Here is a 13,155-nt window from a genome sequence, read left to right as displayed (position 1 = left end):
AGTGTACTTCCTTGTGATACAATAGGATAGTTGTCCATAGGATGGACCTGGAGTACAAGGAGGAGCAGAACCGCATGAAACAAGCCCCATTTATAGCTGTTGAAGGGCCGATTGGAGCAGGCAAAACGACGTTGGCTTCGATGCTTTCAACCGAGCTGCATTTACCGATGATCAAAGAGATTGTCGAGGAAAACCCGTTTCTCGATAAATTCTATCAAAATATAGATGAGTGGAGCTTTCAACTGGAGATGTTCTTTCTCTGCAATCGGTATAAGCAGCTAGAGGATACTGGCCTGCAATACATCGAGAAAGCCCAGCCTGTAATTTCAGATTACCATATCTATAAAAATCTGATTTTTGCAGAACGTACGCTCAAGGGTGTGAAGCTCGAAAAATATCGCCAAATCTATCATTTGCTCACAGATGACATGCCTAAGCCTGACATTATCATTTATATTAGAGCAGATTTGGATACCTTGCTAGGCAGAATCCGTAAGCGCGGACGCTCTTTTGAGCAGGAGATGGACCCTGCCTATCTGGAACAATTGATTGTGGATTATGATAAAGGCATTCAGTTTCTCGCCGAACAGTCACCTGCCCCACGTATATTGACCGTGAACGGGAATGAAATAGATTTTGTAGAAAACCAGGCACAATTTGAACAAATTGTTTCCGATGTAAAGGAGCTTATAGAGTGAATAATTACAACATTCCTGCGAATGCCCTGATTACGGTAGCAGGTACGGTGGGTGTAGGTAAATCCACGTTAACGGGCGCTTTGGCCAGTCGTCTTGGTTTTAAAACCTCGTTAGAGCAAGTCGATCATAATCCGTATCTGGAAAAATTTTATCACGATTTCGAAAGATGGAGCTTTCATCTGCAAATTTATTTTCTCGCAGAACGCTTCAAGGAGCAAAAGAACATATTCTTGTCGGGTGGAGGTTATGTACAGGATCGTTCCATCTATGAGGACACAGGCATTTTTGCGAAAATGCATGCTGATCAGGGAACAATGAACCCTACCGATTATGAAACATATACTAGCCTGTTTGAGGCCATGGTCATGACCCCGTTCTTCCCGCACCCCGATGTACTGATCTATCTGGAAGGCAGCCTGCCCTCCATACTGAGACGGATTGAAGAACGCGGTCGCGAAATGGAGATCCAGACCGAGCGAGCCTATTGGGAGCAAATGCACCGCAGATACTCCGATTGGATCAACGAATTTGATGCCTGTCCTGTACTGCGTCTCAACATTGATGAGTACGATGTGCACGACCCTGCTTCCATGGATGCCATTTTGACAGAAGTGGGCAAAGTGATCTCCAAAAAGTAGAGATTCAACTCCCAAAAAGCATACGAGGACTGTGGTACAATCAGTGTAATTTATGCTGAGCGACCGCAGTCTTTTTTTATATGTGAAAGCTTGGAATAGGACAAGTGGTATAGTGGACAAGTCTTGGCTGGAATGCGAGAATAGTACATATATTAATGTAATGACTCACGGGAAAGGACGGGATACTGTGATGCGTTTTGGGATCGTTGGAACGAACTGGATAACGGAAAGATTTATTCAAGCTGCGATAGAGACGGATGAATTTTCCCTGACCGCGGTGTACTCACGAACAGAGGAGAAAGGCAAAGCCTTTGCTGAGAAATATAGCAGCCAGCCGGAGGTTTTTACAGATCTGGCGCAAATGGCTGCAAGTGATCAGGTGGATGCCGTATATATTGCCAGCCCCAATTCTTTACATGCGGAGCAAGCGATTTTATGTATGAACCATGGAAAGCATGTGCTGTGTGAGAAGCCTTTTGCTTCTAATGCAGCAGAGGTGCAGAGCATGATCGAAGTGGCGCGCAAGAACGATGTTCTGTTGATGGAGGCCGTTAAATCCACGCTTATGCCTAACTTTAAAATTATACAGGATCATATGTATAAAATAGGCCGGGTTCGGCGTTATTTTGCAAGCTACTGTCAATACTCTTCACGCTTCGATGCTTTTAAGCAGGGCAAGGTGCTGAATGCCTTTAATCCGGCTTTTTCGAATGGTTCCTTGATGGATCTGGGCGTGTATTGTTTGTATCCAATGGTGGCATTGTTCGGCAAACCGGATGAGATCCGGGCGGTGGGGGTCCTTTTATCCTCTGGTGTCGACGGCGAGGGCAGTATCGTGATGAAGTATCCGGATATGGATGCTATCGTCATGCATTCCAAAATTACAGATTCCTATCTGCCTACTGAAATTCAGGGTGAGAATGGAACGATGATGATCGATAAAATCAGCCAGCCTTATGAGGTGAAAATTCATTATCGGGACGGCACGATTGAGGATTTGACCAAGGCACAGACGCGTGAGCCCATGTATTATGAAATTCAGGAGTTTATGGATCTGATCAAGAGTGGGGAACGCAACAGTTCCATTAATTCTTTGGAGTGTTCGCTGACAGTCGCTGAAGTGATGGAAGAAGCAAGACAACAATTTGGTCTTCGTTATGAAGCAGATTTGAAAAATTCTTCTGCACATTAGGTGGCTAGTGATTTAACAAAAACCTTAATAGCTTTCCAGGATTCCGCGACTGCTTCTTATATGGGGCAGTCTAGTTTTATGTATCAAGAGTACCTAGAAAATGAATAAGGCCTGCCGGTTTTGCAGATTTTGCAAACATCCGGTAGGCTTTTTTTGGTTTATATACCTAACCTCATTTTTACAAAGTGCTACATTTCAGCAAATAACGTATTAACAATTAATTGTTATGATCGTAATTATAACTTTTACATAATAACTGCACAGAGGAGTGTACACATGTTTAAAAGGTTTCAAAAGTGGTCAGCAACATCTATGTCTGTTGCCCTTGCACTAGGTTTGATTACGGGCATGTCAGCCTTACCAGTCCATGCTGAGTCATCAGGGAACACAGATCAAGGGTTTAGTAAAGTTACAGCTACATTTCATGGAGACACCAAGGGCTCCAAAGGATTTACCTGGTATACTTCAAAACTGATCACGAAGAGCACTGTTCAAGTAACCAAGAAAACAGGTCCTGAAGCTGATTTTACGAAGGCTCTTACATTTGAAGGCACTTCCTCTCCATCAACCAATTCTGCAGAAGAGCTTGTCCATAAAGCTGTAGCTACAGGTCTTCAAGCGGACACAGCTTATTATTATCGTGTGGGTGATGGAGCGCGCGGGATATGGAGCGAAACAGGAACATTTCAAACGGCCCCTAAGAGCGGTGAATTTACCTTCATTGATCTAGCTGATACACAAGCCAAAAGCGAAGATGAAGCCATATTGTCTTCACAAACGCTTGAAAAAGCACTACAAACCGTAGGGAATGCTCAGTTTGTAGTTCACAACGGAGATATCGTAGATACCGGTACCAAAGAAGAGCAGTGGAACTGGTTGTTAGGGCATTCACAAAAAAGTCTTTTAAATACAACTATTGTTCCTTCAGCAGGTAATCATGAGGATGAGAACTACGCTTTTTATGATCACTTTAATATTAATGAGCCAGCGGGTTCTGCTACTAAAACAGGAGCGTACTACTCCTTTGATTACAGCAATGCTCACTTTATCGTACTGAACTCTAACGAGGACTCAGAGAAATATGCCAATTTTTCTGAAGATCAAGTTGAATGGTTAAAGAAAGATGCTGCGGCAGCCAAAAAAGCAGGTGCAAAGTGGGTCATTGTTAACATTCATAAAGGTCCCTACACTACTTCCAACCATGCAACAGATGCTGACATCATGGATAGCAATGGAGTCCGTAACCAAATAGCTCCATTAATGGACAAACTTGATATCGACTTGGTCGTACAAGGGCATGATCATATTTACGCTCGTACGAAACCAATCAACCAAGAGGGTAAAGCAACAACGCCTACCAAATTAAAAGATAGACTAAATGAAAAGACGATTGAATATAGTGTGAATCCGGATGGAAGTATTTATGTCATCCCAGCAACCGCTGGCCCTAAAGTCTACTACAAAAACCCGAGTGAAAAACTTGGAGATAAGTACTATAACCTCTTTGAACTAGCCGAAGAAAATCATGCGGCAGTCTATGGCCCAGATCCGAGTGATAATCGTAGACCTGTACGAGGACAGGTACAGAATTTTGTTGGCATCACTGTAGACGAAAATAAACTTACAGCCGTAACGTATGAAATTGATCAAAACAAAAATGATGCCAAGCCGTTTATTGTGGATCAATTCGGAATCATCAAAAAATATCAGTAAAATTGATTAATGGTTTCTAAATGATCATAAAAGGATATCCTACAGTCTGTTTGGCTGAGAGGATATCCTTTTTCATTTTCTAATAATATAGAGATGTCTGATAATGGACTTGTAATACTTACGCCCTGTTCGGAAGCGGGTAAATCATACATAATGCTATTAACAGATCCAAAGTTGAAAAGCAGAGTACTTAATTTTACATATAAATTTCTCGCAAAACATGGGAGGATAAAACGATGGCTTATCAAGAAATCAATGGAGTACGCGTATGGGGAGCACCTGATCCGGGGGCACTATCTCAAGCCCGCACATGTGCCGAAAACGGTCATGTGATTCAAGCGCTGTTGATGGCAGATCATCATAAAGGCTACAGTCAGCCGATTGGCGGTGTGGTGGTGTATGACGGACAAATTTCACCTTCAGGTGTGGGGTATGATATCGGTTGTGGAAATAAAGCGGTAAGAACCAAACTGTCGGCAGCAGATATTATGCCGCGTATTTCAGCCGTGATGGATGAGATTGCACGTCAGATTTCGTTTGGCGTAGGTCGTGTGAATGAGGTTCAGGTAGACCATGAGTTGTTCGATGACCCGGATTGGTCGGTATATGCAGCGGTTGGGAAACAAGAGCATGACAAGCTAAAGTCCTTGGCGAGAGAACAGCTCGGTACCGTAGGGAGTGGCAATCACTTTGTTGATATATTTGTGGAGGAAGCGACGGAACAGGTCTGGATTGCTAATCATTTCGGCAGCCGGGGCTTTGGACATAAAACAGCAAGCGGGTTTCTAAATCTGGCTGCAGGGCGGGAGTTTCTCGGAAAGGCACCCGGAGAACATATGGATCAGCCGCCTGTACTACTGGATATGAACAGTGAGCTGGGAGACATGTACTATCGTGCGATGCGCCTTGCCGGACGTTATGCTTATGCCGGACGCGACTATGTGATAGAACAGGTGCTTGGTATTATCGGGACGGAAGCGGACTTTACGGTGCATAACCACCATAATTATGCATGGAAGGAACAGCATGATGGACGTGATACCATTGTGGTCCGCAAAGGCGCTACCCCTTCGGCCCCTGGCCAAATGGGCTTTATTGGAGGAAGCATGGGCGATATCTCGGTGATTGTACGTGGGAAAGATTCGGTAGAAAATCGGGATTCCTACTATAGCACCGTCCATGGCGCAGGTCGTATTATGAGTCGTACCCAGGCAGCAGGTAAAATGAATTGGAAAACCCGTACGCGTAGCGGGGGGCAGATTACGGACCTACAGATGAAGGAGGCCGTTCGAAACTATGGTGTTGAGCTGCGCGGAGCGGGTACAGATGAAAGTCCGTTCGTCTATCGTAAACTGCGTGAGGTGCTGGACGCTCATTCCGAGACGGTAGAGGTTATGCATGTCCTGAAGCCGATTGGGGTATGCATGGCTGGGGCCAATGAGTTTGATCCCTATAAGGATTAATGAGCCTTAGTTGTCTGGATACCCAATACTAATAACTGAACCTAATCATCTGCATGCTTATTCAGAATGCGTTATACTATGAATTATTGTACATGTTCGACTGGAAACTGTAATTGGGGAGTGAGATAGATTTGGCAAAAATCATAAAGGTAAAAGATGTACGGATCGGTGAAGGAGCGCCCAAAATATGTGTTCCCATGGTGGGAGAAACGTTGGAGCAGTTGAAGGAAGAGGCTGACCATTTACGCACACTCGACCTGGATATCGTAGAGTGGAGAGTCGATTTTTTTGAGCATGTGGAGGACCTGGAAAAGGTAAAGGCTACTTTACATGAAATTCGGTCTATTTTAGCAAATATTCCACTCGTATTTACGTTTCGCAGCGCCCGGGAAGGTGGAGAAAAGGAAATCAGTACGGCAAGTTATGTGGAGTTAAATCGTACAATAGCCGAAACGGGACAAGTAGATATGATTGATGTAGAGCTTTTTAATGAAGAAGCTGATGTGAAGACGCTGGTAGAAGCAGCACATAAGCATAACGTGTATGTGATTATTTCTAACCACGATTTTCAAAAGACGCCGCCGAAGGAAGAGATTGTGTCCCGGTTGTGTAAGGCACAGGAATTGGGAGGCGATCTGCCTAAAATAGCGGTGATGCCCACCAACACAGCCGACGTACTGACCTTGCTGGACGCCACGCGTACGATGGCAGAAGAATATGCAGATCGGCCGATTATTACAATGTCGATGGCGGGAAAAGGTGTCGTGAGTCGTCTGACTGGAGAACTGTTTGGTTCAGCGCTGACTTTTGGTGCTGCCAAGAAAGCTTCCGCGCCGGGGCAGATTCCTGTCACTGAACTGAGAGAAATATTGCAGGTGCTGCATAGCCATTCTTAAAAGATGCAGGTATTACTCACTAGCGAGCAAGGTATTCGCAGTGAACACAAAAAGGAGGACCACAGCGATAAGCATGCCGGGGCCCTCCTTTTTGTAACCTTTAATTCAATCCCCGAGTAGGTTCATACAACTCCCAACCCAGCTTCAGCGTTTGAATAATATAGTCTGCGACTTCCTCCGCATCCAACTGATCGGTATCGATCTTGGAGTGATTGACCGCGTAAATGTCCTGTCTGGAACGGAAAAGTTCTTCGATTTCCTCAAGCGTCTTATTTTGCAGATTGGGACGAGTGTCAATCAGCATTTTGAGCCGATCTTTCCAGGAATCCCAATTTAAATCCAAGAAGAAAACAATCGACGAAGCCAAGCAAGCCTGCTTCACCTCTTCTTGTAGGAACGCACCACCGCCAACAGAAATGATTTTAAGGCGCGTATTGCTGCACAGCTTCAAAATATGCTCTTTTTCAATCTCACGGAAACGCTTCTCTCCGTAAGTTTTAAAAATTTCTGTTGTGGGCATGTTGTACTCTTGTTCAATCTCCTGATCAATATCCACGAAATCGCGATACAGCTTGCGTGCTAAATGGGAACCGATCGTTGTTTTGCCTACGCCCATAAAGCCGATCAGCACAATATTTTGTTCTTTTAATGGAATCTCACTATTGTTTTGCACGATAACCACTCTTTTCTCACCAGTAATGTTGAGATGTAACGCTTCAAAGCACTAAATACATTATACGTTCATCAAACGTGTCATTCAATAGTATAGAACACATCAACAATGAGGTATACGATAAAAAGAGGCTTTGATTACCAATGGAGTAATAAACAGCAGACAAGCGAGGTTGGAGAATGAAGTGTTATGTAATGCGTAAATCGAAGAAAAAAAATTTGTACAAGTATAAAAGAGACAATATTGTGTGTTCTATTGAAAAAGGATATATTTGGCCGGAAATATATTGAAATTACTGGAAGTAGGGCTATAATAGAATTATAAAAATTGTAAATGTAAGTGCTATATTTACAGTTTGTGTTTGGTTTAATTTATAATAATGAAGTACTTTGAACCAAAAACCTAGTATACATATACAAAAGACAAATATTACTTTAGGGACATGTATCGGTCAATAGGTTCATTGTACAAAGGTGGTGATATGGATTACTCGCTTGCGCTCTAGTCAACGAAGAGTTGGAGACAAGAACAAAAAATATCTATGAGAGGGATGAATTGAAATGAAAAAAACACAGCTAAAGTATGGAAAAAGGGAATGAGTATCGCTTTATCCGGTATGTTGAGCCTATTTTCAAACTTGAAAATAATGCAACGCTAAAATATGTGATTATCGCCGCACCTGCCGCGGATGGTGTGCATGTATATGGAAATGGCACTATTTCCAACGTAACCTGGGAGGATGTCGGTGAAGATGCATTAACGCTTAAAGAACCAGGCACGGTGAATATTACAGGCGGCGGAGCATACCATGCATATGATAAAGTGTTCCAAATCAATGCCGAAGGCACAATTAACATTAAAAACTTTAGAGCCGATGATATCGGAAAGCTGGTTCGCCAGCTTGGAGGCTCTACTTTTAGAGTGAATATGACTTTGGATAACTCGGATATTTCCAACGTGAAGGATTCGATCCTGAGATCGGACGGTCCTAATAGCAAAGCTAAAATTACGAATACTCGTTATCATAATGTAAAGCAATTGTTCAAAGGTTTTAAGTCCGGCAATACGAGCGAGTCCGGCAATACTCAATATTAATCGGTAGAGAATAGAGTAAGGATAGGAGTACGGATGTGATAGGGGGGCTGTCTGACAGGTCACGTGATCTGCTTGGACAAGCCCCTGTTTGGGTGCATCGGGTTACCCCCAAAAGATCTGGACTTCGTTCGGAACGAGGACTATGATATGATCGTGCTATTACATTTTATACAAAAAAGTTGGGTGGCTATGAATCTATTTCATCAATATGTGAATCTTGACGGTGCTTTAATGGATACGCTAGTGCGGGATCGTGAAATTTTATATACAGGCACGAATGGCCGGCATGTGGAACGTTTTTACGTGTCATCTTCTGAAAGTTATATATTTAAACCACTAACCAATGACGATCAGAAGGGGTGCGAGAAATGGGTGTATGAGCATGTGCTTCCAGCATTACCACCCATTTATCCCCAATTGGTAGCTTGTTCCGATACAGACGTAAATGGCGGAGAAGAATGGATGGTGTTTGAGGACCTTGGCCCATTACATCACCTCCATACAGACGAAACCCTATTGCAAGCTGCTGGACTTGTTGCACGGTGGCATGCTTTGCCGCCGGAGCATTTTGCTGGAATACCATTACGGGGACCGAAGCCGCTCATTCAGGAGATGGTTTCAGAGCTGCACAACCGTAAGACTGATCTATTAGAGCTTAGCAGCTCGCTCGGTTTTTCCAAGCAACAGATGCAGCGTATCTATGCACAGCTAGAGCATCTTTCTTTTTCACACCAGCTTGTACTGTCTCATGGTGATCTTCATCCGGGGAACTATGCGCTGAGTGGGGAGCGGTTAATGGTAATGGATTGGGAGCATGCTCATCTAAACACACCGCTGTGGGATGTGTACCACCTGATCGACATGTCCCATCCGTTGTTCCCCCGACACATGACGTCTGAACTGCGCATTCGTCTGCTGGATACCTATCTGGAGCAGTTGGAGCTGTTGGGGATAAGGGGGGATCGAACGACATTTGTGCAGGAATATGGCAGGTTTGCTGTGATATTTTCACTGTGGATGCTACTGCTAATCACAAGTGATTTGCAAAGGATGGGTACAGAGGTGCATAGAAATAGCGGCAAATGGTCAAAAGAGCAGTTAGAGTCACAGTTGGCTGAAACGCTAGCTTGTTTAAACCAATGTACAGTGATGATGGATTGGGGACAAGTCCAAGCATGTAAGTAGTCAGTTGAAGACCTAGATTCTATATAGTTAGCCAAAGAAGGTAGGGAAATAGTCTATGAAAAAAGTCGGTTTAGTCATGAGAAAAATACAATTTGCTGAAGCGCAAGGTCCTCGTATTTTCGCAGAACGTCTGAAGCAGATCGGATTGGAACTGGGGATAGATATCGTATTTGTATCACCGGAACGCCATGTGAGCAGCCATGACTGGCTTCCAGGCTATGAGCACGAAAAGGGTGATCTGGTCAATTATGACATTGTACTAGACCAACTGCATGAGCAGCAGATTGAGCATGTAATTTATACGGTATCTGGCTTTACCTATTTGAACATGTTTTTTAAAAACAGCGTGCTCTTTCCGCATAGTTTTCCAGATCCAGCATTGACAGGCTATGAGATGATGAAGCCTTTTTATCAGATCGTGGACAAGGCTATCGTACAGACTGCCTTTCTCAAGCAGGAGATGGCCTCGAAGTTTGGCGTAACCGATGTGACCGTGATCCCGATCGGATTTAATGAGCGGCTGGTGGAAAAGCATTTTGATCCCTCACAAGTGGTGGAGAACCGGGTGATGTGGATTGGTAGAGATGAAGAGAATCGGCGTCCGGATCTGGTACTGGAGTATGCGCGGCATAATCCTGACAAGGATGTCTATATGGTGTTTGGCGGTGAACGCTACAAGGAAAGCATGAAGAAGTACGACATCCCGGACAATGTAAAACTTCAATTTGCATTGACGCAAGACGAGGTGTTCGCCCTGATGAACACGGCGAAGGTGTATTGGAGCTGCTCCAAATTCGATACATTTGCTATGCCGCTGACCGAAGCGCTTGCGATGGGGAAAATCGTCGTCAAGCCTGAGCATCCTTGCTATGGACATATCAGCTCTACGCATTCTTTTTCAGGTAATGAGAAAAACTGGTTCGAGCTGGTTAATATGGCTGCTGCCTTGCCACGCCGGGTTTCTCTGGAGAACCAGGCATACGCCATGGAGCAGTTTTCAAGTCAGGTGATGAAGCAGGGATACCGAGACTTCTTTGATGGCTGGTTAAGCTGAACGCCGAGGCAGGGCACATGGAATTAGATCATAAGAAAAGGGACTCTCGCTCTAAAGAACGAAAGTCCCTTTTCTTATGATTGTATCTTTGCTATTGCTTCAGTATGAGCCGTCTTGCGATCCATCATGTAGCTGACCAGCATCAGTAGCAGACCGCCGACAGTAATGAGTGATGCAACCCATGGAATGGCGGGCAGTCCCATGTGATTAATAACGACTCCCCCAACAAAAGCGCCGCCTGCGTTACCCAGATTCAATGCGGAATGGCTGGAGGTAGAGGCCAGCAAAGGAGCCTCATAGGCCAGGTTCATGATGCGAACCTGAATACCTGGCATGATGCCGAATGCCGCAATCCCCCACATAAATACGGTGATAACGGCCAGTACCTTGTTTTGAAGTGTAAACGTCAGAATGGCGAGAATAACAGCCAGTACAGCATAGTTTGCGATCAAGGAGGGCAGCAGCTTCCAATCTGCGAGCTTGCCGCCAACGATGTTGCCAATGGTGACCCCTAGGCCGAACAGTACGAGAATCCAGGTAATGCTATGCTCGGCAAAGCCGCTAATATCGGTAAGCATGGGCGTAATGTACGTAAAGACAGTAAACAGGCTACCACAACCGACTGCACCTGTCAGCAGCATCAGCAGCACTTTTGGATTAAACAGGCTTTTGACTTCTTGTTTGAGACTGGAAGGCTTGTCTTGATGAATCACTGGAATATATCGAATGATACCGAAAAGAGAAATCAAGCCGATGACCACGATGGCTCCAAAGGAAGCGCGCCAGCCAAGCTGCTGTCCGATAAAGGTGCCAAAGGGCACGCCAATAATGTTCGCCACGGTCAAACCGGTCAGCACCATCGAGATGGCCCCTGCCCGCTTATCAGGACGAACCAGCCGGGCCGCAATCAGGGAACCGGCTCCCAGGAAGGTTCCGTGCGATAATGCAGTAGCCATACGGGCCGCAATCAGCAGCTCGTAGTTAGGAGCAATGACGGAAAAAAGATTCCCTAAAATGAATATGGACATCAGCAGACATAGCAGCTTTTTTTGCGGAACCTTATGGGTTAATACGGTAAGCACAGGTGCGCCAATAGCTACTCCAAGCGCATAACTGGTGATTAACTGCCCAGCTTGCGGAATTGTAACATGAAGATCATGGGCTACATTAGGCAGAAGTCCCATGATAACGAATTCAGTCATGCCGATGGCGAAGGCGCCAAGGGTCAGCCATAGCAAGGAGGGGGGAAAGCGATCAGCTGTCATATTTTCTTGAGTACTCATAAGTTTCTTGTATCCTCCTGAAAAAATAGTAATGCGAGTATATCATTCCAGACGATATCTGGCGACCCATTTTGCAAGAATTTTACATACTAAGCTGATAAGGTTTGTATAATTTACAATAGAGGCAGGCTGAAAGGAGCCCATTCTGTTATTTTGGTAGTATGATATGGAGACAGGAAATGATGTTGTAAGGAATGAACCAGGGAGGATATAACGATGACACTTAAAGTGGTACATAGTATTACGGATTTAATTGGAGATACGCCTTGTGTGCGGTTGCAACGGCTCACAGGACCGCAGGATGCGGAAGTCTATGTGAAGCTGGAGTATTTTAATCCAAGCGGCAGTGTCAAAGATCGGGCAGCGGGCAATTTGATTGCCGAGGCGGAAAAGGCGGGACATCTCAAGCCGGGAGGCACCATTATTGAGCCGACCAGTGGCAACACGGGGATTGGGCTTGCTATGAATGCGGCCGCCCGAGGTTACCGTGCGATTTTGGTCATGCCTTCGAATATGACGAAGGAACGGATCAATATTTTAAAAGCCTATGGGGCTGAGGTCGTACTGACACCAGCGGAAGAACGGATGCCAGGTGCGATTCGTAAAGCTCTCGAACTGGGGGCAGAAATTGAAGGGAGCTTTATCCCGCATCAATTTGAAAATGAAGCCAATCCCGATATCCACCGTACAACCACGGCGCTTGAAATTTTGGAGCAGACGGAAGGGAAGCTGGATGTATTCGTCGCTTCTTCGGGAACGGGCGGAACCATCACGGGAACAGGTGAAGTACTGCGCCATCACTTGCCGGATTTGCGGATTGTTGTGGTCGAGCCTAAGGGCTCGCCCGTACTGTCCGGGGGCAAACCCGGTCCGCATAAGCTGGTGGGAACGAGTCCGGGTTTTGTACCCACCGTGCTGAATACGGAGGTTTATGATGAAATCATACAGGTTTCCGATGAGGACGCGATTGCGATGACACGGGCGATTGCTGCTCAGGAGGGGATTCTCGTCGGGCCCTCCAGCGGGGCTACAATATGGACGGCCATTCAGGAAGCCCGGCGTTTGGGAGCAGGCAAACGGGTACTCTGTATTGCCCCGGATACCGGAGAACGTTATCTGAGCATGGGGATTTTCGGATAAAAAGACGCGGAATGGGGCCAAAGGGATACACGAACGTAAGTAAGTGGTAAAATAGGTGTGTGATAGCGATTTCACAAACTATTCGAATGTTGATAAAGCAAGGAAAACGTTGAGGGTTGAAGGAG

General features: G+C 45.2%; 11 protein-coding genes and 1 pseudogene. 10 read left to right on the top strand and 2 right to left on the bottom strand.

Annotation, left to right across the window (positions count from 1 at the left end):
* The first annotated feature begins 74 nt into the window (after positions 1-74).
* The 6 genes from AC5V8P_RS05295 (at position 75) to aroD (ending at position 6,600) form a co-directional block, all read left to right on the top strand.
* The gene (locus tag AC5V8P_RS05295; protein ID WP_064795849.1) at positions 75-698 is read left to right on the top strand and encodes a deoxynucleoside kinase; all 624 of its coding nucleotides are present in this window, start codon (positions 75-77) and stop codon (positions 696-698) included.
* Positions 695-1,336 carry a deoxynucleoside kinase gene (locus AC5V8P_RS05290; protein WP_064795850.1) on the top strand — a complete coding sequence of 214 codons (642 nt, stop codon included), beginning with the start codon at positions 695-697 and terminating at the stop codon, positions 1,334-1,336. Before AC5V8P_RS05295 ends, AC5V8P_RS05290 begins: the two co-directional genes overlap by 4 nt.
* A gap of 190 nt (positions 1,337-1,526) precedes the next feature.
* Complete coding sequence (locus AC5V8P_RS05285) at positions 1,527-2,528, top strand: Gfo/Idh/MocA family protein (protein WP_064795851.1); 1,002 nt, start codon at positions 1,527-1,529, stop codon at positions 2,526-2,528.
* A 276-nt stretch (positions 2,529-2,804) separates the two neighbouring features.
* On the top strand, positions 2,805-4,241 hold the full coding sequence (locus tag AC5V8P_RS05280; RefSeq protein ID WP_064795852.1) for a purple acid phosphatase family protein: 1,437 nt from the start codon (positions 2,805-2,807) through the stop codon (positions 4,239-4,241).
* 236 nt (positions 4,242-4,477) lie between these two features.
* Positions 4,478-5,704, top strand: coding sequence for an RtcB family protein (locus tag AC5V8P_RS05275; RefSeq protein WP_064795853.1), 1,227 nt, complete (start codon positions 4,478-4,480; stop codon positions 5,702-5,704).
* Between the two features lie 131 nt (positions 5,705-5,835).
* Positions 5,836-6,600, top strand: coding sequence for a type I 3-dehydroquinate dehydratase (gene aroD / locus AC5V8P_RS05270; protein ID WP_063210950.1), 765 nt, complete (start codon positions 5,836-5,838; stop codon positions 6,598-6,600).
* 100 nt (positions 6,601-6,700) lie between these two features.
* Here the strand turns inward: aroD and AC5V8P_RS05265 are convergent, their stop codons facing one another.
* Positions 6,701-7,273 (bottom strand): shikimate kinase, encoded by a 573-nt coding sequence (locus AC5V8P_RS05265; protein ID WP_064795854.1) that lies wholly within the window; start codon positions 7,271-7,273, stop codon positions 6,701-6,703.
* Between the two features lie 621 nt (positions 7,274-7,894).
* Between AC5V8P_RS05265 and AC5V8P_RS05260 the strand changes: the two are divergent.
* From AC5V8P_RS05260 to AC5V8P_RS05250, 3 genes and pseudogenes are all read left to right on the top strand, one after another.
* Positions 7,895-8,368 (top strand): annotated as a pseudogene (locus AC5V8P_RS05260) (pectate lyase); the annotation flags it as partial.
* Between the two features lie 147 nt (positions 8,369-8,515).
* Complete coding sequence (locus tag AC5V8P_RS05255; RefSeq protein ID WP_196771811.1) at positions 8,516-9,553, top strand: aminoglycoside phosphotransferase family protein; 1,038 nt, start codon at positions 8,516-8,518, stop codon at positions 9,551-9,553.
* 55 nt (positions 9,554-9,608) lie between these two features.
* Positions 9,609-10,607: a glycosyltransferase gene (locus tag AC5V8P_RS05250; protein ID WP_064795855.1), complete on the top strand. Its 999-nt coding sequence runs from the start codon at positions 9,609-9,611 to the stop codon at positions 10,605-10,607.
* A 74-nt stretch (positions 10,608-10,681) separates the two neighbouring features.
* Here AC5V8P_RS05250 and AC5V8P_RS05245 read toward each other — a convergent pair whose 3' ends face one another.
* Positions 10,682-11,890, bottom strand: coding sequence for an MFS transporter (locus AC5V8P_RS05245; RefSeq protein WP_063210944.1), 1,209 nt, complete (start codon positions 11,888-11,890; stop codon positions 10,682-10,684).
* Positions 11,891-12,106: 216 nt separating this feature from the next.
* Between AC5V8P_RS05245 and cysK the strand changes: the two genes are divergently transcribed.
* Positions 12,107-13,030: a cysteine synthase A gene (gene cysK, locus AC5V8P_RS05240; protein ID WP_063210941.1), complete on the top strand. Its 924-nt coding sequence runs from the start codon at positions 12,107-12,109 to the stop codon at positions 13,028-13,030.
* The last annotated feature ends 125 nt before the right edge of the window (positions 13,031-13,155 follow it).

The organism is Paenibacillus sp. N119s (assembly GCF_059447605.1).
The sequence above is the reverse complement of the archived record's forward strand: the minus strand, read 5'-3'. Positions and strand labels throughout refer to the sequence as shown.